The sequence below is a fragment of the Massilia hydrophila genome (assembly GCF_020208145.1).
GTDB lineage: Bacteria > Pseudomonadota > Gammaproteobacteria > Burkholderiales > Burkholderiaceae_D > Telluria > Telluria hydrophila.
The window spans coordinates 191,420-213,942 of record NZ_JAHYBX010000004.1 but is presented as its reverse complement, the minus strand read 5'-3'; the positions used below and the strand labels follow the sequence as shown (position 1 = coordinate 213,942).

The 22,523-nt window shown below is 67.3% G+C and carries 20 protein-coding genes; 15 read left to right on the top strand and 5 right to left on the bottom strand.

All coding sequences use genetic code 11. From position 1 onward, the window contains the following. Positions 1-8: 8 nt before the first annotated feature. The 4 genes from sucC to recA form a co-directional block, all read right to left on the bottom strand. Positions 9-1,178 carry an ADP-forming succinate--CoA ligase subunit beta gene (gene sucC, locus LE190_RS12880; protein WP_225239079.1) on the bottom strand — a complete coding sequence of 390 codons (1,170 nt, stop codon included), beginning with the start codon at positions 1,176-1,178 and terminating at the stop codon, positions 9-11. A gap of 72 nt (positions 1,179-1,250) precedes the next feature. Continuing rightward, a complete protein-coding gene (locus LE190_RS12875) occupies positions 1,251-1,820 on the bottom strand; it encodes a DUF2889 domain-containing protein (RefSeq protein ID WP_224946748.1) in 570 nt (189 codons plus the stop codon). 459 nt (positions 1,821-2,279) lie between these two features. Beyond that, positions 2,280-2,738 carry a recombination regulator RecX gene (gene recX, locus LE190_RS12870; RefSeq protein WP_224946749.1) on the bottom strand — a complete coding sequence of 153 codons (459 nt, stop codon included), beginning with the start codon at positions 2,736-2,738 and terminating at the stop codon, positions 2,280-2,282. Positions 2,739-2,754: 16 nt separating this feature from the next. Continuing rightward, entirely contained in the window at positions 2,755-3,837 is a 1,083-nt protein-coding gene (gene recA, locus LE190_RS12865) for a recombinase RecA (protein ID WP_225239078.1), read from the bottom strand. Between the two features lie 237 nt (positions 3,838-4,074). Between recA and LE190_RS12860 the strand changes: the two genes are divergently transcribed. From LE190_RS12860 to LE190_RS12830, 7 genes are all read left to right on the top strand, one after another. Beyond that, a complete protein-coding gene (locus tag LE190_RS12860; RefSeq protein WP_225239077.1) occupies positions 4,075-4,776 on the top strand; it encodes a response regulator transcription factor in 702 nt (233 codons plus the stop codon). Further along, a complete protein-coding gene (locus tag LE190_RS12855) occupies positions 4,773-6,383 on the top strand; it encodes a sensor histidine kinase (protein WP_225239076.1) in 1,611 nt (536 codons plus the stop codon). Before LE190_RS12860 ends, LE190_RS12855 begins: the two co-directional genes overlap by 4 nt. Continuing rightward, the gene (locus LE190_RS12850; protein ID WP_225239075.1) at positions 6,361-6,657 is read left to right on the top strand and encodes a DUF4212 domain-containing protein; all 297 of its coding nucleotides are present in this window, start codon (positions 6,361-6,363) and stop codon (positions 6,655-6,657) included. The genes LE190_RS12855 and LE190_RS12850 overlap by 23 nt, the downstream gene beginning before the upstream one ends. Further along, a complete protein-coding gene (locus tag LE190_RS12845) occupies positions 6,654-8,714 on the top strand; it encodes a sodium:solute symporter family protein (RefSeq protein ID WP_225239074.1) in 2,061 nt (686 codons plus the stop codon). Before LE190_RS12850 ends, LE190_RS12845 begins: the two co-directional genes overlap by 4 nt. A 138-nt stretch (positions 8,715-8,852) precedes the next feature. Next, positions 8,853-10,928, top strand: coding sequence for a S9 family peptidase (locus LE190_RS12840; protein ID WP_225239073.1), 2,076 nt, complete (start codon positions 8,853-8,855; stop codon positions 10,926-10,928). 33 nt (positions 10,929-10,961) lie between these two features. Continuing rightward, positions 10,962-12,989 carry a S9 family peptidase gene (locus tag LE190_RS12835; RefSeq protein ID WP_225239072.1) on the top strand — a complete coding sequence of 676 codons (2,028 nt, stop codon included), beginning with the start codon at positions 10,962-10,964 and terminating at the stop codon, positions 12,987-12,989. A gap of 78 nt (positions 12,990-13,067) precedes the next feature. After that, positions 13,068-15,056 (top strand): S9 family peptidase, encoded by a 1,989-nt coding sequence (locus tag LE190_RS12830; protein ID WP_225239071.1) that lies wholly within the window; start codon positions 13,068-13,070, stop codon positions 15,054-15,056. Positions 15,057-15,113: 57 nt separating this feature from the next. On the opposite strand, the gene purM is transcribed toward LE190_RS12830, so the two are convergent. Further along, on the bottom strand, positions 15,114-16,157 hold the full coding sequence (gene purM, locus LE190_RS12825) for a phosphoribosylformylglycinamidine cyclo-ligase (protein WP_225239070.1): 1,044 nt from the start codon (positions 16,155-16,157) through the stop codon (positions 15,114-15,116). Between the two features lie 128 nt (positions 16,158-16,285). Between purM and LE190_RS12820 the strand changes: the two genes are divergently transcribed. From LE190_RS12820 to thpR, 8 genes are all read left to right on the top strand, one after another. Beyond that, positions 16,286-17,368: an AI-2E family transporter gene (locus tag LE190_RS12820; RefSeq protein ID WP_225239069.1), complete on the top strand. Its 1,083-nt coding sequence runs from the start codon at positions 16,286-16,288 to the stop codon at positions 17,366-17,368. 33 nt (positions 17,369-17,401) lie between these two features. Next, positions 17,402-18,085, top strand: coding sequence for a DnaA regulatory inactivator Hda (hda, locus tag LE190_RS12815; protein WP_224947439.1), 684 nt, complete (start codon positions 17,402-17,404; stop codon positions 18,083-18,085). Then, the gene (locus LE190_RS12810; protein WP_225239068.1) at positions 18,082-18,756 is read left to right on the top strand and encodes an HAD family hydrolase; all 675 of its coding nucleotides are present in this window, start codon (positions 18,082-18,084) and stop codon (positions 18,754-18,756) included. Before hda ends, LE190_RS12810 begins: the two co-directional genes overlap by 4 nt. Continuing rightward, on the top strand, positions 18,749-20,140 hold the full coding sequence (gene pcnB / locus LE190_RS12805; protein WP_225239067.1) for a polynucleotide adenylyltransferase PcnB: 1,392 nt from the start codon (positions 18,749-18,751) through the stop codon (positions 20,138-20,140). Before LE190_RS12810 ends, pcnB begins: the two co-directional genes overlap by 8 nt. After that, on the top strand, positions 20,137-20,610 hold the full coding sequence (gene folK / locus LE190_RS12800) for a 2-amino-4-hydroxy-6-hydroxymethyldihydropteridine diphosphokinase (protein WP_225239066.1): 474 nt from the start codon (positions 20,137-20,139) through the stop codon (positions 20,608-20,610). The genes pcnB and folK overlap by 4 nt, the downstream gene beginning before the upstream one ends. A gap of 3 nt (positions 20,611-20,613) precedes the next feature. Next, positions 20,614-20,961: a DMT family protein gene (locus LE190_RS12795; protein WP_225239065.1), complete on the top strand. Its 348-nt coding sequence runs from the start codon at positions 20,614-20,616 to the stop codon at positions 20,959-20,961. A 65-nt stretch (positions 20,962-21,026) separates the two neighbouring features. After that, entirely contained in the window at positions 21,027-21,875 is an 849-nt protein-coding gene (panB, locus tag LE190_RS12790) for a 3-methyl-2-oxobutanoate hydroxymethyltransferase (RefSeq protein WP_225239064.1), read from the top strand. A gap of 7 nt (positions 21,876-21,882) precedes the next feature. Next, complete coding sequence (gene thpR, locus LE190_RS12785; RefSeq protein WP_225239063.1) at positions 21,883-22,392, top strand: RNA 2',3'-cyclic phosphodiesterase; 510 nt, start codon at positions 21,883-21,885, stop codon at positions 22,390-22,392. Positions 22,393-22,523 lie beyond the last annotated feature (131 nt).

Sequence of the window (22,523 nt, the reverse complement as noted above, 5' to 3'; positions counted from 1 at the left end):
TTCGCGAATTAGGCTTGGCCAGCGGCAGCGGCAACGACCTGCTTCGCTGCGTCTTCCATGGTGTCGGCGGAGATGATCGGCAGGCCCGAATCGGCCAGCATCTTCTTGCCCAGGTCTTCGTTGGTGCCCTTCATGCGCACGACCAGCGGCACCTGCAGCGACACGGCCTTCGATGCGGTGATCACGCCTTCGGCGATCACGTCGCAGCGCATGATGCCGCCGAAGATGTTGACCAGGATGGCTTTCAGGCCCGGGTTCTTCAGCATGATCTTGAATGCTTCGGTAACCTTTTCTGCGGTTGCACCGCCGCCCACGTCCAGGAAGTTGGCCGGCTCGCCGCCGAACAGCTTGATGGTGTCCATGGTGGCCATGGCCAGGCCGGCGCCGTTCACCAGGCAGCCGATGTTGCCGTCGAGCGAAATGTAGGCCAGGTCGAACTTCGATGCTTCGACTTCAGCCGGATCTTCTTCGTCCAGGTCGCGGTAGGCGACGATTTCCGGGTGACGGAACAGGGCGTTCGAGTCGAAGTTGAACTTGGCGTCCAGCGCAATGACCTTACCCGAGCCGGTCAGGATCAGCGGGTTGATTTCGGCCAGCGATGCGTCGGTTTCCCAGTAGGCTTTGTACAGGCCTTGCAGGTTGGTGCGGGCATCGACGATCGACGCTTCCGGCACGCCGATCTTGCGGGCGATGTCGTCAGCTTGCTCATCGGTCAGGCCGATCGACGGCTCGATCACGACGTTGTGGATCTTTTCCGGGTTGCTGTGCGCGACTTCCTCGATGTCCATGCCGCCTTCCGACGAGGCCATCAGCACGACTTTCTGGGTGACGCGGTCGGTGACCAGCGAGACGTACAGTTCCTTCTTGATGTCGGCGCCTTCTTCGATCAGCAGGCGGCGCACTTTCTGGCCTTCCGGGCTGGTCTGGTGCGTGATCAGCTGCATGCCCATGATCTGGTCGGCGTATTCCTTGACCTGTTCCAGCGACTTGGCAACCTTGACACCGCCACCTTTACCGCGGCCGCCGGCGTGGATCTGCGCCTTGACGACCCAGACCGGGCCGCCCAGCTCTTCAGCGGCCTTGACCGCTTCTTCCACGCTCATGCACGGAATACCGCGCGGAACGGTCACTCCGAATTTTCGGAGAATTTCTTTGCCCTGGTACTCATGGATTTTCATGCTGGCTTCCCTTCTTTTCTATGTACTGAATGAGTAATGCGGTTGAATGACAAAAATGACAAACATCGAATCCTAACCCGACACGGCCTTGATCGCCCAGCGCGGATAGTAGTTGGCCACGGCCGGTCCGTCGCTGCGCAGGGCATGGCAACGGTCGAGCTCGAATGGCCGTTCGGCCGAAGCAGGCTTGACCTGCGCGTCGGCGCGGGTGTCGAACTCGTCGTCGGCAAAGGCTTGCAGCGCTGCGGTCGGCAGCACCTGGGCCAATTCGGTCAGGTGGGTGCAGCCGAGCACGCCCGAGAGGCGGTCTTTCAGGTGCAGCCGGAAATGGTTCATCAGCGACAGGCCGATCAGCTTCTTGTAAGCAGGGCCTATCGTCTCACAGAAACCGGGATACGGAACGGCATCGGACGCGGCTTCGGCGTCCACGATGTTCAGCGCGCGGTCGATGGTGACGCGCAGCTTGAGGTCGTGGACCGGGCTGCCGGCCGGGCGGGTGCCGGATGCGAGCGCGATCTCGCGCGTCTTGATGTCGCGGATACTGGCATCCAGGTCCCACAGGCCATCGTCGCGTGCGAAGACGTCGACGGTGATGGCGCGCGTATGCCGGAGCGAGCGCGAGACGGGAGGAGACAGGGGCATAAAAACCAAATGCCGCTTGCGCGGCGGTTAGTGGTGCAGCCAGTGTGCTTCATGCACGTTGACGTAGCTTCTACGACAACAACCGCTCATGCGGCGCTGCTTAAACCGTGAAAGTTTAGCACAGCGCGTTGTCGGTTGCACTGCAACAGAAGTCTTTTTGCCGCACTGCAGCGATAAGAAGCGCGGATTCTTGCCGACTAGTCAAGCTTGCCTGGTGTGGACTTTGGATACAGGCGAGGCGGAATGCACAGCGCCAGCGTGCAGCGCCATCGTCCGTTGAGGAATATACCGCAGGGCATATCGGAGATGACGCTCCACGCTGGCGCCGGAACGACCTTCTATATAGAAGAGGCAAATGAAACACGGGGTGATACAGCAGGCATGCGGCCGAGCCTGGCATATCGTCGGAACAGGCCTGGGGCCAGGCCGGTTCCGGATCGCAGCAGACAGGCGTGCCTGCTACAGCGCGTCGTCGTCGGGAGCGCCCTGCATCGCGGTCCGTGCAGCGCGTTGGGAGAAACCACGCTGCAGCAGGAAGCGCATCTGCTTGGCACGCTCGGCCGCATCGACGGCGACGGTACCGAACTTGCGCTGCCACACGTCGATGGCGCGCGCTGTTTCGCTATCGGCAAGCGAGGCTTTGATGTCTTCCAGCGCTTCACCTTTGAGACCGTGGCTTTGCAGCTCGGCCATCACGCGGCTGTTGCCGAAACGCGCCGCCCGCCGGTTGATCAGCGATTCGGCGAAGCGTTCCTGCGACAGCCAGTTATTTTTTTCAAGGAAGTCGAGGAGGGCTTCGACGTCGTCGCCCTCCTCGGCATAACGGGCCAGCTTGCGCCCCAGCTCGAGCCGACTGTGCTCGCGCATCGACAGGTAGCGAAGCGCGCGCGCTTTGAGGCTAAGCTGGGGTGCAGGCATGAACACGCATCAGCGATTACTCGCCGACTGCCTTCAGCTTGTCCTTGCCGCTGTCTTCGACAGCAGCCAGCACCGGCGGCAGTTCGCGCACGCCCAGCGCAGCACGGACCTTGTTTTCGATTTCCCGTGCCAGAACCGGACGGTCTTTCAGGAACTGGCGGGCGTTGTCCTTGCCTTGGCCGATGCGTTCGCCGTTATAGCTGTACCACGAACCCGACTTCTCGACGATCTTGTTGTCGGCGCCCAGGTCCAGGATTTCGCCTTCGCGCGAGGTGCCTTCTCCGTACAGGATGTCGAAGTGGGCTTCCTTGAACGGCGGCGCGATCTTGTTCTTGACGACCTTGACCTTGGTTTCGTTACCGATCACCTCGTCACCCGACTTGATCGAACCGGTACGGCGGATGTCCAGGCGCACGGAAGCGTAGAACTTCAGCGCATTACCGCCGGTCGTGGTTTCCGGGCTGCCGAACATCACGCCGATCTTCATGCGGATCTGGTTGATGAAGATGACCAGGGTGTTGGTACGGTTGATCGAACCGGTCAGCTTGCGCAGCGCCTGCGACATCAGTCGCGCCTGCAGGCCCGGGAGCGAGTCGCCCATGTCGCCTTCGATCTCGGCGCGCGGGGTCAGTGCCGCCACCGAGTCGATGACCACCAGGTCGACCGAACCCGAACGCACCAGGGCGTCGGTGATTTCAAGGGCCTGTTCGCCGGTGTCCGGCTGCGAGATCAGCAGCTCGTCCAGCTTGATGCCCAGCTTCTGCGCGTAGGTCACGTCGAGCGCGTGCTCGGCGTCGATAAAGGCGCAGGTGCCGCCCAGCTTCTGCATCTGGGCGATGGTCTGCAGCGTCAGGGTGGTTTTACCCGACGATTCCGGACCGTAGATCTCGACGATACGGCCGCGCGGCAGGCCACCGACGCCCAGCGCGATGTCCAGGCCCAGCGAGCCAGTGGAAACAGTCTGCACTTCCTCGACCGGCGCATTGGTGTCCATGCGCATCACCGAGCCCTTGCCGAACTGCTTTTCAATCTGCGCCAGGGCGGCTGCGAGCGCCTTGCCCTTTTCAGCGGCGTTTACTGCGAGTTTTTTGTCGTCCATGGTGTACTTTCAGCTGTGGAGTAGGCAAGGTAGGGTCGCTACCGCTAAAATCAAGAGAACTACTGTATATAAATCCAGTTGTTCGAACCAGCAAAATCAAGCCACTACTGTATATAAATCCAGTGGTTTAGGCAAGCGAAAAAAGTCGCCCTGTTGTTATCTGCGAGGCTCGCATTGTTGCGATAAATCAAACACAATAGGGCCTGTTGAAGCACTAACGAATACCAAGGTGGCCCCATGCGAATTCTGCTCGCCGAAGATGATAGCGTACTTGCCGATGGACTGACCCGTTCCCTGCGCCAGTCCGGGTATGCGATCGATTGCGTCAAGAACGGCCAGGATGCCGACACGGCCCTGTCCACCCAGGAGTTCGACCTCCTGATCCTCGACCTCGGCCTGCCCAAGCTGTCCGGGCTCGAGGTGCTGCGCCGCCTGCGCGCCCGCTCCTCGCTGCTGCCGGTCTTGATCCTCACCGCCGCCGATTCGGTCGAACAGCGGGTCGAGGGCCTTGACCTGGGTGCCGACGACTACATGGCCAAGCCCTTCGCCCTGTCCGAGCTGGAGGCGCGGGTGCGCGCCCTGACCCGGCGCGGCGCCGGCGGCGGCCCGGCCGTGGTGCGCCATGGCCCGCTGGTGTACGACCAGGTCGGCCGCAGCGCCTACATCAACGACCAGATGCTCGACCTGTCGGCGCGCGAGCTCGGCCTGCTCGAGGTGCTGCTGGCGCGCACCGGGCGCCTGGTCTCCAAGGAGCAGCTGGTCGACCACCTGTGCGAATGGGGCGAGGAAGTCTCGAACAACGCCATCGAGGTCTACGTGCACCGCTTGCGCAAGAAGATCGAGGTCGGCGGCGTGCGCATCGCCACCGTGCGCGGCCTCGGCTACTGCCTCGAGAAATTCTCCGACGCCCCGCGCGGCGCGGCGCCCGAGCCCAAGTGAACGAGCGCGACGCCGGACTGGCCGATCCGCCGCCTCCGGACCGGGGCGCGGACGAGGCCGGGTTCGCGCCCTACGTGCCGCCCAATCCCGAGCCGGACGAGAACATCCGCCACTCGCTGTTCGGCGAGATCCTCGACTGGATGCTGGCCCCGCTGCTGCTGCTATGGCCGATGAGCATCGCCATCACCTACCTGGTGGCGAAGTCGATCGCCAACCAGCCCTTCGACGACGCGCTGGAAGACCGCGTCACCGTGCTGTCGCAGCAGATCCGCACCGTGGCCGGCCAGCCGGTGGTGCAGCTGCCGGCCAGCGCGCGCGACGTGCTGCGTGCGGACGACGTGGACAGCGTCTATTTCCAGATCAGCGGTCCGGACGGCGCCCACATCGACGGCGACCGCGACCTGCCGCGCCCGCGTTCCGGCAATGGCACCGAACCCGTCCACGGCAGCGCGGTCCTGTTTCGCAACGATACGATCCATGGCACGCCGGTGCGCGTGGCCTATTCCTGGGTCGGCCTCGATCCGCTGCGCGAACGCGGCCCGGAACCGGGGCAGGCGGGCAAGGCCGAACATGCGGAACAAGCGGAACAGCGCGCCGTGCAGGCCCTGGTCCAGGTGGCCGAGACCCTGGACAAGCGCGCCCACCTGGCCAACGAGATCATCAGGGGTGTGATCCTGCCCCAGTTCATCATCCTGCCGGTGATCCTGGCCCTGGTCTGGTTCGCGCTGTCGCGCGGCCTGTCGCCGCTGGCCGAGCTGCAGGAGCGCATCCGCGCCCGGCCCCAGGACGACCTGTCGCCGATCGACCCGCGCCAGGTGCCGGAAGAGATTTCGCCCCTGGTCGGCTCCTTCAACGACATGCTGGAACGCCTGGCCCAGACCGTCGAGATGCAAAAGCGCTTCATCGCCGATGCCGCGCACCAGATGAAGACCCCGCTGGCCGGGATGCGCATGCAGTCCGAGCTGGCGCTGCGCCAGCACGATCCGGGCGAGATCCACCGCTCGCTCGAGCAGCTGGCCAAGAGTTCGGAATCGGCCACGCGCCTGGTGAACCAGCTGCTGGCCCTGGCCCGCGCCGAGAACCAGCCGCACGCCGGCCTGGCCTTCGAGCAGATCGACCTGGGCCAGCTGGCGCGCGCCACCGTGCAGGACTGGGTCCAGGCCTCGTTCACGCACGGCATCGACCTCGGCTACGAGCCGCCCGAGGGCGCCTCTGCCGCCCCCCTGCACATCGCCGGCAACGCGCTGATGCTGCGCGAGCTGCTGTCGAACCTGATCGACAACGCGCTGCGCTACACGCCGCCGGGCGGCAGTGTCACGGTGCGCGTGCGGCGCGACGGCGAGCACGCGCTGCTCGAGGTCGAGGACACCGGCCCCGGCATCGCACCAAGCGAACGCGCCCACGTGTTCGAGCGCTTCTACCGCATCCTGGGCAGCAACGTGCAGGGTAGCGGCCTGGGACTGGCGATCGTGCGCGAGATCGCCCAGCAGCATGGCGCCGAGATCGACATCTTCAACAATCCGCGCAGCCACGCGCCGCGCTTTCCCGGCTGCCTGTTCCGCCTGACCTTCCCGCCTCCCGCCCATGAGCCCGACGACGCCGACTGACCCCCTCCCTTCCCGCCCGCAGGACGAGGCGCATGCCCAGGCCAGGCACTGGCAGGCCACGCGCCGCCTGACCCTGGTCCTGCTGGCCCTGTGGCTGTGCACCAGCTTCGGCACCGTCTATTTCGCGCGCGAGCTGGCGCGCTTTTCCCTGTTCGGCTGGCCGCTGTCCTTCTACATGGCGGCCCAGGGCGCTTCGCTGGTGTCGCTCGCGATCATCGCGTTCTACGCCTGGCGCATGCGCCGGCTCGACCGCATGGCCGGGGGCCGGGCATGAGCGCGAAGCCGCCCTACTTCCGCAAGCTGTCGCGCTACTACCTCTGGTACACGGCCTGCTTCGCCCTGTTCCTGGTGGCGCTGGCCCTGCTCGAGCAGGAAGGCATGCCGCGCCTGTGGATCGGCTATATCTTCATGTTCGCCACCATCGCCCTGTACGCCACCATCGGGGTGGTGGCGCGCACCTCGAACGTCACGGAATACTACGTGGCCGGACGGCGCGTGCCGGCCCTGTTCAACGGCATGGCCACCGCCGCCGACTGGATCTCGGCGGCCAGCTTCATCAGCCTGGCGGGGGGACTGTACCTGTACGGCTTCGACGGCCTGGCCTACATCATGGGCTGGACCGGCGGCTTCGTGCTGGTGGCCCTGCTCATCGCGCCCTACCTGCGCAAGTTCGGGCAGTACACCATCCCCGACTTCCTGGCGGCACGCTACGGCGGCGGCGCGGGCGGGCGCGGCGGGCCGGTGCGGGCGCTGGCGGTGGGCGCCACCATCCTGGTCTCCTTCACCTACGTGGTGGCACAGATCTACGCGGTCGGCCTGATCGCCTCGCGCTTCACCGGGGTCGACTTCTCGGTCGGGATCTTCCTCGGCCTGGCCTCGATCCTGGTGTGCTCCTTCCTGGGCGGGATGCGCGGCATCACCTGGACCCAGGTGGCGCAGTACATCATCCTGCTGGTCGCCTTCCTGATCCCGAGCATCTGGCTGGCCGCGAAGCACGCCGACAACCCGGTGCCGCAGCTGGCCTACGGCTCGCTGCTGCCGAAGATCGCCGTACGCGAGCAGCAGCTGAAGCAGGACCCGCGCGAAACCCAGGTGCGCGCCGAATTCCAGCGCCGCGCCGAGAACTACGAGGCGCGCCTGGCTGCCCTGCCCGAATCCTGGAAAGCGGGCAAGCTGGAAGCCCAGCGCCGCCTGGCCGAAGTCCGCGCCAGCAATGCCTCGCTGGGCGAGGTGCGCCAGGCCGAGCGCGCCTTCAATACCTATCCCGGCTCGCCCGACGAAGCGCAGGCGCTGTGGCGCGAGCAGCGCGACGCCAACCGCGCGCGCGCCCGGCCGCCGGTGCCGCACGGCGTGCCCTTCCCCGGCGCTACCGAGGAAGAATCGGACAAGCGCCGCAACAACTTCCTGGCCGTGGTGTTCTGCCTGATGTTCGGCACCGCCGCCCTGCCCCATATCCTGATGCGCGCCTACACCACGCCCTCGGTCGACGAGACCCGGGTCTCGGTGTTCTGGACCCTGTTCTTCATCCTGCTGATCTACCTGACCATTCCCGCGCTGGCAGTGCTGGCCAAGTACGACATCTATACCTCGCTGGTCGGCAGCGACTATGCCTCGCTGCCGACCTGGGTCTCGTACTGGGCCAACGTCGACAAGGTCAAGCCCCTGCTCAGCATCGCCGACATCAACGGCGACGGCGTGGTGCAGCTGGCCGAGATCGCGATCGACGCCGACGTGCTGGTGCTGGCCACGCCGGAGATCGGCGGCCTGCCCTATGTGATCTCGGGCCTGGTGGCGGCCGGCGGCCTGGCGGCCGCCCTGTCCACCGCCGACGGCCTGCTGCTGGCGATCTCGAACGCGCTCTCGCACGACGTGTACTACAAGATGGTCGATCCGGGCGCCTCGACCCAGAAGCGGGTCACGATCTCCAAGCTGCTGCTGCTCGCGGTGGCCTTCATCGCGGCCTATGCGGCCTCGCAGAAGCCGGCCGACATCCTCTCATTGGTTGGCGCGGCCTTCTCACTTGCTGGTTCTACGCTTTTTCCGGTGCTGGTACTGGGCGTGTTCTGGAAGCGCGCCAACCACACCGGGGCGATCGCCGGCATGCTCACCGGCTTCCTGGTCTGCCTGTGGTACATGCTGCGCGCCAGCCCGACCCTGGGCGGCAGCCTGGATGCCTCCTGGCTCGGCATCCAGCCGCTGGCGGCCGGCGTGTTCGGGGTGCCGGCCGGGCTGCTGGCCACTGCCCTTGGCAGCCTGCTGAGCGCCCCGCCGAGCCGCAGCAGCCTGGGCATGGCGGACTATATCCGCGCCCCGGAACGCGATGGCCCCTAGCGTGGGCGTGCCGCGGCGCGACAAGGCATATGCATGGCGCATCGTTATGGGAGCGCAAGCCCCGCGGGGCTTCTGCCGGACTCCGAGTACTGGTATTGTTGGGTCGCCCCGCCGGGGCCCGACTTTCGAGAGAGTGACATGCCACCATCCTTCCGCCGCGTGCTGCGCGGCGCCACCCTGTCCGCCGCCTGCGCCGGCCTGCTGGCCAGCCTTCCGGGGGCGCTGCAGTCTGCGCAGGCACAAGCGCCTGCGCAGACTGCAGCCGCGCCGGCCACGGCCCTGCCGCCGATCGCCAGCTTCTTTGCCAACACCGCTTTCGGCGGCGCCAAGCTCTCGCCCGACGGTCGCTTCCTCGCGGTGCGCTCCGGCGCGCCTGGCAAGCGCGACTTCCTGGCGGTAGTCGACCTGCAATCCAACAGCGCGACGGTAGTCGCGTCCTACGGGGACGCCGACGTCGGCCGCTTCCAGTGGATCAGCAACGAGCGCCTGCTGTTCGACACCCGCGAAAAGGGCGTCGGCCCGGGCGATGCGCGCTTCGCGCCCGGCCTGTACGCGGTCAACCGCGACGGCAGCCGCTTCGTGGAATTGGCCGACCGCACCGGCCGTCCGTTCTCCACCGGCACCCGCATCGTACGCAAGCTGCTGCCCTGGCACACCTACATGCTGGACCAGGAAGGAGCGCAGGATTCGGCATCCGTCTACGTTACCAGCGCCAACGTCGACGCCGCCGGAGAGCTGCGCAGCGTCGACCTGCTACGCCTGAACACCCTCACCGGTGCCACCCAGACCGTGCCGCGCCCGGCCGGCAGCGTGCGCAGCTGGACGCTCGACACCCGCGGCGAGCCGCGCCTGGCCACCACGCTCGAACGCGACACCCTCAGCCTGCACTACCGCGACCCGGCCAGTGGCGCCTGGCGCGTGCTGGCCTCCTATCCCGCCTTCGGCGACGGCGCCGGTGCGCTGCAGCCGGTCGGCTTCGCCGGCGAAGGCAAGCTGTTCGTGCTGGCCCGCAGCGGCGGACGCGACACGACCGCGCTGCACCGCTTCGACATCGCCAGCGGCAAGATCGAGCCGGAGCCGGTATTCGTCACCACCGGCTACGACTTCGACGGCAGCCTGGTCGCCAACCGCGAGCGGGTGCTGGGCGTGCTGTTTCGCACCGATGCGCTGTCGAACGAGTGGTTCGACCCGACCATGAAGGCGGCCCAGGCGGCAGTCGACAAGCTGCTGCCGGCCACCATCAACCTGCTTTCCGTGCCGGCCCAGGCCGACGCTCCGTGGATGCTGGTGCGCTCGTATTCCGACACCATGCCGGGCAGCTATGCGCTCTACAACCACCGCACCGGCCAGCTGAGCAAGGTGGCCGACCTGCGGCCCGCGATCCAGCCGGCGCAGATGGGCCGCCAGCAGTTCGTGCGCTACCAGGCGCGCGACGGCCTGGAGATTCCCGCGCTGCTGACGCTGCCGCCTGGCGGCAAGCGTAGCGGCCTGCCGCTGGTGGTGCTGGTGCATGGCGGTCCGTATGTGCGCGGCGCCGCCTGGGGCTGGGATGCCGGCACCCAGTTCCTGGCCTCGCGCGGCTACGCCGTGCTGGAGCCGGAATTCCGCGGCAGCCTGGGCTTCGGCATCAGGCACTTCAAGGCCGGCTTCCGCCAATGGGGCCTGGCGATGCAGGACGACCTCGCGGACGGCGTGCGCTGGGCGGTCGCCAAGGGCATCGCCGACGGCGCCCGGGTCTGCATCGCCGGCGCCAGCTACGGCGGCTACGCCGCCATGATGGGACTGGTGAAGGATCCGGACCTGTACAAGTGCGGCATCAACTGGGTCGGGGTCACCGACATCGGCCTGCTGTACAACGGCGGCTGGACCTTCACCAACGACACCTCGGACGAGTACAAGGCCTACGGCATGCCCCAGATGATCGGCGACCCGGTGAAGGATGCCGCCCGCTTCAAGGCCACCTCGCCGCTGGCGCAGGCCGCCCGCATCACGCGGCCGGTACTGCTGGCCTACGGCGGCGCCGACCGGCGCGTGCCGATCAACCACGGGACCCAGCTGCGCGATGCCCTGGCCGCTACCAACCCCGACGTCGAATGGGTCGAGTATCCGGAAGAAGGCCACGGCTGGGCGCTGGAGAAGAACAGCATCGACTTCTGGGGCCGGGTCGAGCGCTTCCTGAACCGTCACATCGGCCGCGCCGCGGCCACGCCCTGACCCACCCTCCTGCAACCGAATACGATACCACCCATGCCTCCATTGACTTCCCTGTGCGCGCGCGTCCTGCTCGCATGCGCCCTTGGCGCCTCCTTCGCGGCCGACGCCCACGCCGCCAGTGCCGAACCTGCGCTGCCGCCGGTCGAGCTGTTCTTCTCCAATCCGCTGCTGGCCGATGCCGAGCTCTCGCCCAGCGGGCGCTACCTGGCGGCCGTGTCGGGCGCGCCCGGCCGGCGCGACATGCTGGTCGTGGTCGACCTGCAGGAAAACAAGGCCAACCTGGTGGCCGGCTACAAGGATGCCGACATCCTGCAGTTCCAGTGGGTGAACGACGGCCGCCTGCTGTTCAACGTCAGCGACAAGCAGATCGGCCCCGGCGGGCGCTACCTGGCCAGCGGCCTGTATGCGGTGAACCGCGACGGCGGCGGCATGCGCCAGCTGGCCAGCCGGCGCGGCGGCGGCCTGGCCGAAGCCGGATCGCAGATCGCCCAGGTGATGCTGCCCTGGCATACCTTCATGCTGGGCCAGCGCGGCGCCCAGGATTCCGACGAGGTGTACGTGCTGAGCAGCGACCCCGACCAGGACGAGAAGCTGCGCACCACCAACCTGCTGCGCCTGAACACGGTGACCGGACGGGCCCAGGCCGTGCAGCGTCCCGGACCGGTGGACAGCTGGGTGCTGGACAACGCCGGCGAGCCGCGCCTGGCGCTGAATGCCTCCGGCGGCAAGACCACCATCCACTACCGCGAACCGGCCGACGGCAAGTGGCGCAGCGTCGGCGAATTCTCGACCTACGGCAGCAACAAGGGCGGCTTCTCGCCGCTCGGTTTCGGCGCCGACGGCAAGCTGTACGTGCGCGCCCAGGCCGGCAAGGACGCGGCCGCCCTGCACACGCTCGACCTGGCCACCGGCAAGGTCGATCCGCAAGGCGTGGTGGTGATGCCGGGCTACGACTTCGACGGCGGCCTGGTCAGCCGGCGCGGCAAGCTGCTGGGCGCCGTCATCGAGACCGACGCGCCGGGCCACGTCTGGTTCGACAAGGACATGCAGGCAATCCAGCAGGCCGTGGACCGCCTGCTGCCGGGCGCCGCCAACATCCTCTCGGTGGCCGCCAGCCCGGACGCACCCTGGGTGCTGGTGCGCTCGATCTCGGACCAGCGCCCGATGGCCTACTACCTGTACAGCCCGGGCAGCGGCAAGCTGAACCCGGTGGGCAGCAGCCGCGAAGGGCTCGATCCGGCCCGGGGCGGCCGCCAGGACCCGGTGCGCTACAAGGCGCGCGACGGGCGCGAGATCCCGGCCCTGCTCACGGTGCCGGCCAATGCGAAGAAGAACCTGCCGCTGGTGGTGCTGGTGCACGGCGGCCCTTATGTACGCGGCAACCACTGGGGCTGGGACAGCGACACCCAGTTCCTGGCTTCGCGCGGCTACGCCGTGCTGGAGCCGGACTTCCGCGGCAGCCGCGGCTACGGCAGCGCGCACCTGCGGGCCGGCTTCAAGCAGTGGGGATTGGCGATGCAGAACGACATCGCCGACGGCGCGCGCTGGGCCATCGCCCAGGGCATCGCCGACCCGAAGCGGATCTGCATCGCGGGCGCCAGCTACGGCGGCTATGCCACGCTGATGGGCCTGGTGAACGATCCGGACCTGTACAAGTGCGGCATCAACTGGGTCGGGGTCACCGACATCGGCCTGCTGTTCAACGGCCACTGGAGCTTCGATTCCGACCTGACGGACGACTGGAAGACCCACGGCATGCCCATGATGATCGGCGACCCGGTGAAGGACGCCGCCCAGTTCAAGGCCACCTCGCCGATCGAGCAGGCGGCGAAGATCAGCCAGCCGCTGCTGCTGGCCTATGGCGCGGTGGACCGCCGCGTGCCGCTCTACCACGGCAACAAGTTCCGCGACGCGGTGCAGGCGCACAACCGGCAGGTGGAGTGGGTCGTGTACCAGGACGAAGGCCATGGCTGGACCAAGCCGCAGAACCGCTTCGATTTCTGGAAGCGGGTAGAAGCCTTCCTGGGCCGGCACATCGGCCCGGGCGCCGTCAAGCAGTAAGCGCCGCCGCGCCTAGCCCCATCAACCGATGCTGGCGGCGTGCCGGCATCCCAGGACAAGACAAGAAAAGAAAGAACAATGCATAAGCTCCCCCACCTGTATGCGCGCCTGCTGTGCGTGCTGGCGCTCGGCGCGCCCTTCGCCGCCCCACTCCATGCCGAGCCGGCGCCGCCGCCCGCCACCGCCTTCTTCTCGCGAGCGCTGCTGGCCGACGCCGAGCTCTCGCCCAGCGGGCGCTACCTGGCCGCCCTCTCTGGCGCGGCCGGCGGGCGCGACAAGCTGATGGTGGTCGACCTCCAGGAAAACAAGGCGCAGCTGGTGGCCGGCTACGACAACATCGACATCCACCAGTTCGAATGGGTGAACGACAATCGCCTGCTGTTCAACGTGCGCGACAAGGGCGCCAGCATGGGCGGCGGCAACAGCCGGGCCGGCCTGTTCGCGGTGAACCGCGACGGCACCGGCCTGCGCCAGCTGGCCAGCCGGCGCGCCAAGGGCGCGGAAGAAACGCGCGACATGCTGCCCCACCATACCTACCTGCTGCGCCAGCGCGGGGCCCAGGATTCCGACGAAGTGTATGTGGTCAACCTCGACTACACCTACGCCGACCGCCAGCAGAACGCCGAGCTGCTGCGCCTGAACACGGTGACCGGCAAGACGCGCAGCGTGCCGCGCCCGGGCCGGGTGGACAGCTGGCTGCTCGACCATGCGGGCGAGCCGCGCCTGGCGACGTATTCGTCGGGCACCCGCACCAGCATCCACTATCTCGATCCGGCCAGCGGCAAATGGCGCGCGCTGGCCGAATACGACACGCAAGCCGGCGACCGCAACGCCATCCTGCCGCTCGGCTTCGGCCCCGACGGCAAGCTCTACGTGCGCAGCAACGCGGGCAAGGACACCACCGCGCTGTATACCCTGGATCTGGCGACGGGCAAGCTGGGCGCCAACCCGGTGCTGGTCCTGCCGGGCTACGATTTCAGCGGCAAGCTGGTCGAGGGTGGCGGCAAGCTGCTCGGCGTCTCGGTCGAAACCGATGCACCGGCACAGGCCTGGTTCGATAAGGACATGGCGGCGCTCCAGCAAACCATCGACGCCCTGCTGTCGGGCGGCGCCAACCTGCTGTCGGTGGCGGCGCGGCCCGATGCGCCGTGGGTGCTGGTGCAATCCTTCTCGGACCTGCAGCCGCCGGTCTACCGCCTCTACAACCGCGCTACGGGCAAGCTGAAACCGGTCGGCAACAGCCGCGACGGCATCGATCCGGCCGCCATGGGGCGCCAGGAGCCGCTGCGCTACACGGCGCGCGACGGACGCGAGATCCCGGCCATGCTGACCCTGCCGGCCGGCGGCGCGAAAAAGAACCTGCCGCTGGTGCTGCTGGTGCACGATTGGCCCTACTCGCGCGGCAACCACTGGGGCTGGAGCGCGGAACAGCAGTTCCTGGCCACGCGCGGCTACGCCGTGCTGGAACCGGACTACCGCGGCAGCACCGGCTACGGCCAGGCGCACTTCCAGGCCGGCTGGAACCAGTGGGGCCTGGCGATGCAGGACGACCTGGCCGATGCCGCGCGCTGGGCCATCGCCCAGGGCATCGCCGATCCGAAGCGCATCTGCATCGCCGGCGCCGGCTATGGCGGCTACGCCACCCTGATCGGCCTGGCGCAGGACCCGGGCCTGTACAAGTGCGGCATCGCCTGGAACGCCGTCACCAATCCCGGCCTGCTGTCGGGCCGGAATGGCGACTTCTTCCGCGAGACGCTGGAGGACAGCAAGGCCTACGCCATCCGCGACCTGGTGGGCGACCCGGGCAAGCTGGCCGCGCCGCTGGCGCAGGCGGCCCGCATCACGCAGCCGGTGCTGCTGGCGCACGGAAATGACGACCGCTACGTGCCTTTCTACGACAGCACGCGCTTTCGCGACGCGCTGCGCCTGACCAACCCGTCGGTCGAATGGGCCGAATATCCGGGCGAGGACCACGCCTGGCAGCAGGACAAGACCAGGGTCGATTTCTGGAGCAAGGTCGACGCCTTCCTGGCGCGCCAGATCGGGCCGGGCACCGTGCAGAAGTAGGCACGCAAACGCAGACGGGCGCCGCAGCGCCCGTCCTCAAGCCGTACCAGGTGCCGCTTACAGCACGACGGTCTGCGCCTGTCCTTCTTCGCGCGCGCGGATCTCGCCAATGCGGTACACGGTCTCGCCGGCCGCCTGCAATTGCGCCATGGCGGCATCCGCGTTTTCCTTCGCCACGATCACGGTCATGCCGATGCCGCAGTTGAACACGCGGTGCATCTCGGCATCAAGCACGCCGCCGTGCTGCTGCAGCCACCCGAACAGCGGCGGCATCTGCCACGATTTGGAATCCAGCACAGCGGTCAGGTTCTCGGCCAGCACGCGCGGGATGTTCTCGACCAGGCCGCCGCCGGTGATGTGCACCATGCCCTTCACTTCCATCGCCCCCATCAGGGCCAGCAGCGGCTTGACGTAGATGCGGGTCGGCGCCATCAGGACATCGGCCAGCTTGCGGCCATGGAAGTCGGCTTCCAGGTCCGGCTTGGCCACCGAGATGATCTTGCGCACCAGCGAGTAGCCGTTCGAGTGGATGCCCGACGAAGCCAGGCCCAGCACCACGTCACCCGGGGTGATCTTGCTGCCGTCGATCAGCTGCGATTTTTCCACCGCGCCGACCGCGAAGCCGGCCAGGTCGTATTCGCCGTCCGGGTACATGCCCGGCATCTCGGCGGTCTCGCCACCCAGCAGCGCGCAGCCGGACTGCTCGCAGCCCTGGGCGATGCCCTTGACCACGGCGGTGGCGGTCGGTACGTCCAGCTTGCCGCATGCGAAATAGTCGAGGAAGAACAGCGGCTCGGCGCCCTGCACCAGGATGTCGTTCACGCTCATGGCCACCAGGTCGATGCCGACCGTGTCGTGGCGGTTCAGCTCGAAGGCCAGTTTCAGCTTGGTGCCGACGCCGTCGGTGCCGGACACCAGCACCGGCTCCTTGAACTTCTTGCTGATCTCGAACAGGCCGCCGAAACCGCCGATGCCGCCCAGGACGCCTTCGCGCATGGTGCGCTTGGCGAAAGGCTTGATCGCTTCGACCAGGGCGTCGCCCGCGTCGATATCGACACCGGCGTCACGATAAGAGAGAGAAACATTAGATGGTTGGCTCATGGTATTTGGCAGCGAAGGCGGTAAAATAGAAGGCGACAGACCGTAGGCTTGGTCAATCCGCTATTTTAGCAAAACGTCCCCTGTCCAAACCTGGTTTCCAAACTGCTTACTAAAACAACAATAACGGCATGCCCTTTTTCCTGACCCCCGAACAGAAACAATCCACGTTCTGGTTGGCGCTCTGGCTGGCGGCGGCGCTGCTCCTGTATACCCTCGGCCCCATCCTTTCTCCCTTCATCGCGGCCGCCATCCTCGCCTACATGCTCAATGGCGCCGTCGACCGCCTGGCGCGCGCGCGCCTGGGCCGGCGCCGCATGCCGCGCGTGCTGGCCGTGTCGCTGGTGCTGCTGGCCTTCTGCATCGCCGTGGTGGCCCTGTTCCTGACCGTGGTGCCGGTGCTGCGCGCCGAGATTCCCCTGCTGCAGGCCAAGATCCCCGCCTTCTTCACCTGGCTCGACAGCTATGTCGCGCCCTGGCTGGCCGGCTACGGCATTCACGTCAAGCTCGACAGCGCCGGCCTGCGCGACCTGCTGCAGCAGCAGGTGGCCGCCAGCGGCGACGACCTGTGGACCTCGGTGCTGGCCAAGGTGCGGGTAGGCGGCAGCGCAGTGCTGGGCTGGATCGCCACCCTGACCCTGGTGCCGGTGGTGCTGTTCTACCTGCTGCTCGACTGGCACCAGCTGGTGGCGCGCATCGGCGGCGCCATCCCGCGCCGCTGGGCGCCGCAGGCAACCGGCATGGCGCTCGAAGCCGACGCGCTGCTGGCCCAGTACCTGCGCGGCCAGCTGCTGGTGATGATCGTGCTGGCCGTGTACTATTCGGCGGCCCTGGCCATCCTCGGGCTGGACGTGGCGCTGCCGGTCGGCGTGCTGACCGGCGTACTGGGCTTCGTGCCCTACCTCGGCTTCGGGCTCGGCATGCTGCTGGCCCTGGTGGCGGCGGTGCTGCAGTTCCCCGGCTGGGTGGGCCTGGCCTGGGTGGTGGCGATCTACACCGCGGGCCAGCTGATCGAAAGCTTCATCCTCACGCCGCGCCTGGTGGGCGAGCGCATCGGCCTGCATCCGCTGGCCGTGATCTTCGCCCTGATGGCCTTCGGCGAACTGTTCGGCTTCGCCGGGGTGCTGCTGGCCCTGCCCGTGTCGGCGGTGCTGATGGTGGGCTTCCGGCACATGCGTGCCCACTATTTGCGCAGCAGCTTTTATAATGCCTGACGCACATGAGCCTACTATGATGAGTCCGACGCCATGAAACAGCTGGTGCTCGATTTAGGCGCCGAGCCGGCGCACAGCCTCGACACCTTCCAGGTGGGCGAGAATGCCGAACTGGCGCACCTGATGCACCAGTTCGCGCAGCGTGCTTCGCGCGAGCATTTCGCCTACCTGTGGGGCGACAGCGGCGCCGGCAAGACCCACCTGCTGCAGGCGCTGGCGGCCAGCCCGGCCTCGCGCTACATTCCCTTCGACGCCCCGGCCGACCAGTTCGTGCACACCGAAGACGTGACCCTGTATCTGCTGGACGACTGCGACCGCCTCTCGCCGCAGCGCCAGATCGACGCGTTTGCCCTGTTCAACCAGATCCGCGAGCACGGCGCCTACATGGTCAGCACCGGCCCGGTGCCGCCGGCGGTGCTGGGGCTGCGCGAAGACCTGCGCACGCGCATGGGCTGGGGCCTGGTGTACCAGATCAAGGGCCTGTCGGACGACGAGAAGATCGCGGCGCTGACCCAGGCCGCGGAAGCGCGCGGTTTGACGCTGTCGGCCAGCGTGTTACCCTATTTGTTGTCTCACTTCAAACGCGACATGCGATCGCTGGCGACGATGCTGGACGCCCTCGACCAGTATTCGCTCGAGACCCAGCGCCCGGTCACCCTGCCGCTGCTGCGTGATTTATTGCTGCAAGAAAACCAGCAGCCGGAAACCAAAGAATGAAAAACCTTGCGCTGTTCGACCTCGACCACACCCTGCTGCCGATCGATTCGGACTACGAATGGGGCGAGTTCCTGGTCCGCATTGGCGCGGTGGACGAAACCGCCTTCCGCCGCCGCAACGATGAATTCTTCGCCCAGTACCAGGCCGGCATCCTCGACCCGGTGGAATACCTCGAGTTCGCCCTTGGCACCCTGGCCAGTTTCCCGCGCGCCGAGCTGGACGCCCTGCTGGCGCGCTACATGGCGGAAGTCATCGATCCGGCCATCAAGCCGCAGGCCCTGAAGCTTGTGCGCGAGCACCAGGAAGCCGGCGACCTGGTGGCCATCATCACCGCTACCAACCACTACATCACGGCGCCGATCGCGGCGCGCTTCGGCGTCGAGCACCACATTGGTGCCATGCCGGAAGTCGATGCCGCCGGCAAGCTCACCGGCAGGCTAGTCGGCACCCCGACCTCGGGCCCGGGCAAGATCACCCACATGCACGCCTGGCTCGAACGGCTCGGCACCCGCTTCGAGGACTTCGGGCGCTGCCACTTCTACAGCGACTCGCACAACGACCTGCCGCTGCTGTCGATCGTCAGCCACCCGGTCGCCACCAACCCGAGCGCCAAGCTCGCCGCCCACGCGCAGGCGCAGGGTTGGCCAACACTTCATCTCTTCAATGATTAAGAAATTCATCCGCAAGATCCTCGGCGTGAAAGACGACGGCCGCGACCCGACCCAGCCCGTCACCCTCGGCCCCGACGAACACAAGATCGACCCGCGCCTGGTATCGCGCAACGCGATCACGGTCACCCAGACCCTGCAGGACGCCGGCTTCAAGGCCTTTGTCGTCGGCGGCGCCGTGCGCGACCTGCTGCTGGGTGTGAAGCCGAAGGACTTCGACATCGCCACCGACGCCACGCCCGAACAGGTGAAGAAGCTGTTCCGGCGCGCCTTCATCATCGGGCGCCGCTTCCAGATCGTGCACGTGATGTTCGGCCAGGACCTGCTGGAAGTGACCACCTTCCGCGGCAACGGCAGCGACAACGCGCCGAAGGACGAGCATGGCCGCGTCCTGCGCGACAACAATTTCGGTCCCCAGCACGAGGACGCGGCGCGGCGCGACTTCACCATCAACGCCATGTACTACGATCCGGCCACCCAGACCGTGCTGGACTACCACGGCGGCATCGAGGACATCCGCGCCAAGCTGCTCCGCATCATCGGCGTGCCGGAAGCGCGCTACCGCGAAGACCCGGTGCGCATGCTGCGCGTGGTGCGCTTCGCCGCGAAACTCGGCTTCACCATCGAGCCGACCACACGCGCCCCGATCCCCGTGATGGCCCCGTTGATCGACAACGTGCCGGCCGCGCGCGTGTTCGACGAGATGCTCAAGCTCCTGCTGTCCGGCCACGCGCTGGCCTGCCTGAAGGAGCTGCGCTCGGCCGGCCTGCACCACGGTTTGCTGCCGCTGCTGGACGTGGTACTCGAACAGCCGATCGGCATGAAGTTCGTGACCCTGGCGCTGGAATCGACCGACGGCCGCGTGAAGGCCGGCAAGGGCGTCTCGCCCGGCTTCCTGTTCGCGTCCCTGCTGTGGCACCAGGTGCTGGAGAAGTGGAACGCCTACCGCGCCGCGGGCGAAGCGCCGATTCCCGCCCTGCACCTGGCGGCCGACGACGTGCTCGACACGCAGACCGAGAACCTGGCCCTGCAGCGCCGCATCGCCACCGACATGCGCGACATCTGGGCCATGCAGCCGCGCTTCGAGCGCCGCACCGGCAAAGCCCCTTATAAACTGCTGGAGCACCCGCGCTTCCGCGCCGGCTACGACTTCCTGCTGCTGCGCTGCGAATCGGGCGAGCTGCCGGGCGAGGTCGGCGAATGGTGGACCGCCTTCTACGCGGCCGAAGGCGGCGAGCGCGAAGCGCTGCTGGCGGCGGCGAACCAGCGTGATCGGGGCGAAGCTGGCCAGAAGCGCAAGCGTCCGCCGCGCCGCGGCCCGCGCCGTGGCAACGCGGGCGGCGGCGATGGCGCGCAGCCGCGGGCAGCGGGCGGCGGCGAGGAATGATCGCCTACGTCGGCATCGGCGCCAACCTGGGCGACGCCCAGGCCAACGTGCTCGATGCGCTGCGCCGCCTGGCCCTGCTGGACGGCACGGCGGTCATCGAAACCTCGGGCCTGTACCGCACGGCGCCGGTCGATTCGAGCGGCCCCGACTACATCAACGCGGTGGCCTGCATCGACACCAGCTTCGATCCCTTCGAGCTGCTGACCGCGCTGCAGGACATCGAAGCGGCGCACGGCCGCGAGCGCCCCTACCGCAACGCGCCGCGCACGCTCGACCTCGACCTGCTGCTGTACGGCGACCAGCGGATCGCCACCGAAACCCTGACGCTGCCGCATCCGCGCATGCACGAACGCGGCTTCGTGCTGGCCCCGCTGGCCGAGCTGGCGCCGGACCTCGTCATTCCCGGAGTCGGCCCGGTCCACGATTACCTGCCGCTGGTGGCCCGCCAGGCGGTCCAGAAGATCGGGTAGCCCATGCAGCTTCCTGTCTGGTTCCAGACCGCCGGCCTGCTGGTGCTGTCGAACATCTTCATGACCTTCGCCTGGTACGGCCACCTGAAGAACCTGAACAACCGCGCCTGGTACCTTGCCGCCCTGGTCAGCTGGGGCATCGCGCTGTTCGAATACCTGTTGCAGGTGCCGGCCAACCGCATCGGCCATACCCAATTCAGCCTGGCGCAGCTGAAGATCATGCAGGAAGCGATCACCCTCTCCGTGTTCGTGCCCTTCGCCATGCTCTACATGAACGAACCATTCAAGCTCGACTACGTGTGGGCGGCGCTGTGCTTGGTGGGCGCGGTGTACTTCATCTTCCGGTCCTGAGCCTGCAGGTTTGCTGCCGGCGCATTACACTACGCGTTTCCGAACGACCGTCTTAAAGGATTTCCATGAGCGCTTACCTGCAGGGTCAGGATCCGGCCGCCAACGATGCCCCGAAACCCGTCCGCAAGGCCGTGACCGCGCCCTCGCTGCTGGCCATGCGCGCCGCCGGCGACAAGATCGCCATGCTGACCGCCTACGACGCCAGCTTCGCCTCGCTGATGGACCGCTGCGGCGTGGACGTGCTCCTGATCGGCGATTCGCTGGGCATGGTCTGCGCCGGCCACGATTCGACGCTGCCGGTGACGGTACTCGATGTGGCCTACCACACGGCGTCGGTGGCGCGCGGCACCAAGCTGGCCCTGGTACTGGCCGACATGCCCTTCGGCAGCTACACCACGCCGGTCGAAGCCTATAACAATGCCGTGACCCTGATGCGCGCCGGCGCCGAGATGGTCAAGATCGAAGGCGGCGCCTGGCTGGCCGAGACCGTGCGCTTCCTGGTCGAGCGCGGCATTCCCGTGTGCGCCCATATCGGCCTGACCCCGCAGTTCGTGCATGCCTTCGGCGGCTTCAAGGTGCAGGGCAAGACCGACGCCGCGGCAGAGCAGCTGAAGGCCGACGGCCTGGCGCTGCAGGCGGCCGGGGCCTCGCTGGTGGTGGTGGAAGCGATTCCCGCGGCGCTGGGCAAGGAAGTCACCGAACTGCTGTCGATTCCGACCATCGGCATCGGCGCTGGCCCCGACTGCTCGGGCCAGGTGCTGGTGATGCACGACCTGCTGGGCGTCTTCCCGGGCCGCAAGGCACGCTTCGTGCGCAACTTCATGGATGGCCAGACCAGCATCGACGCGGCCGTGACAAGCTACGTGGCCGCCGTGAAGGACGGCAGCTTCCCGGCGCCGGAACACTGCTTCTGAGGCGGACATGGACGGGTCTTCCTCGCATGCCCGTCTGTTCCTGGCCCTGTGGCCGGATCCCGCCGTGCGCCACCTGCTCTCCGGGTGGCGCGACGCCTGGAGCTGGCCGCGCGGCGCGTCTCCCGTGCATGCCGACAAGCTGCACCTGACCCTGCACTTCCTCGGCGGCCTGCCGCGCGAGCGCCTGCCCGCGCTGCTGGAGGGTTTCAGGGTACCGTTCACCCCCTTCCGCCTGGACCTGGCACTTGCCACCGTCTGGCATAACGGGATCGCCGTGCTCGAACCGGCGGCCACGCCGCCCGAACTGGCCGCCCTGCATGCGCGCCTGTCGGAAGCACTGGCGACCCTCGGCCTGCAGCCGGAAACGCGCCGCTACCGGCCGCACGTGACGATGGCGCGCCGGGCCACCGGCGCCATCCCCCCACCCGGGCGTCCGCAGGTGGCGTGGGACGTGGACGGCTACGCGCTGGTGGAGTCGAAGGACGGCGTGTACAGCGTGCTGCGCCGCTACGGCTGAACCAAGCGCCCATCCTGCCTGCCTGGCATGCGCCTTCTCCGGCGCAAGGGATGTGCATATGTCCGTGCTTTCGTTTCCCCCTCGGGAGGGGGCGGTATTCTCCCATCCCCCATGCCAGAATGTTTCTCATC

Excerpts from the sequence above, each read along its gene's own strand:
- sucC (WP_225239079.1), bottom strand. The coding sequence starts at position 1,178 with ATGAAAATCCATGAGTACCAGGGCAAAGAAATTCTCCGAAAATTCGGA.
- LE190_RS12875 (WP_224946748.1), bottom strand. The coding sequence starts at position 1,820 with ATGCCCCTGTCTCCTCCCGTCTCGCGCTCGCTCCGGCATACGCGCGCC.
- recX (WP_224946749.1), bottom strand. The coding sequence starts at position 2,738 with ATGCCTGCACCCCAGCTTAGCCTCAAAGCGCGCGCGCTTCGCTACCTG.
- recA (WP_225239078.1), bottom strand. The coding sequence starts at position 3,837 with ATGGACGACAAAAAACTCGCAGTAAACGCCGCTGAAAAGGGCAAGGCG.
- LE190_RS12860 (WP_225239077.1), top strand. The coding sequence starts at position 4,075 with ATGCGAATTCTGCTCGCCGAAGATGATAGCGTACTTGCCGATGGACTG.
- LE190_RS12850 (WP_225239075.1), top strand. The coding sequence starts at position 6,361 with ATGAGCCCGACGACGCCGACTGACCCCCTCCCTTCCCGCCCGCAGGAC.
- LE190_RS12845 (WP_225239074.1), top strand. The coding sequence starts at position 6,654 with ATGAGCGCGAAGCCGCCCTACTTCCGCAAGCTGTCGCGCTACTACCTC.
- LE190_RS12840 (WP_225239073.1), top strand. The coding sequence starts at position 8,853 with ATGCCACCATCCTTCCGCCGCGTGCTGCGCGGCGCCACCCTGTCCGCC.
- LE190_RS12835 (WP_225239072.1), top strand. The coding sequence starts at position 10,962 with ATGCCTCCATTGACTTCCCTGTGCGCGCGCGTCCTGCTCGCATGCGCC.
- LE190_RS12830 (WP_225239071.1), top strand. The coding sequence starts at position 13,068 with ATGCATAAGCTCCCCCACCTGTATGCGCGCCTGCTGTGCGTGCTGGCG.
- purM (WP_225239070.1), bottom strand. The coding sequence starts at position 16,157 with ATGAGCCAACCATCTAATGTTTCTCTCTCTTATCGTGACGCCGGTGTC.
- LE190_RS12820 (WP_225239069.1), top strand. The coding sequence starts at position 16,286 with ATGCCCTTTTTCCTGACCCCCGAACAGAAACAATCCACGTTCTGGTTG.
- hda (WP_224947439.1), top strand. The coding sequence starts at position 17,402 with ATGAAACAGCTGGTGCTCGATTTAGGCGCCGAGCCGGCGCACAGCCTC.
- LE190_RS12810 (WP_225239068.1), top strand. The coding sequence starts at position 18,082 with ATGAAAAACCTTGCGCTGTTCGACCTCGACCACACCCTGCTGCCGATC.
- pcnB (WP_225239067.1), top strand. The coding sequence starts at position 18,749 with ATGATTAAGAAATTCATCCGCAAGATCCTCGGCGTGAAAGACGACGGC.
- folK (WP_225239066.1), top strand. The coding sequence starts at position 20,137 with ATGATCGCCTACGTCGGCATCGGCGCCAACCTGGGCGACGCCCAGGCC.
- LE190_RS12795 (WP_225239065.1), top strand. The coding sequence starts at position 20,614 with ATGCAGCTTCCTGTCTGGTTCCAGACCGCCGGCCTGCTGGTGCTGTCG.
- panB (WP_225239064.1), top strand. The coding sequence starts at position 21,027 with ATGAGCGCTTACCTGCAGGGTCAGGATCCGGCCGCCAACGATGCCCCG.
- thpR (WP_225239063.1), top strand. The coding sequence starts at position 21,883 with ATGGACGGGTCTTCCTCGCATGCCCGTCTGTTCCTGGCCCTGTGGCCG.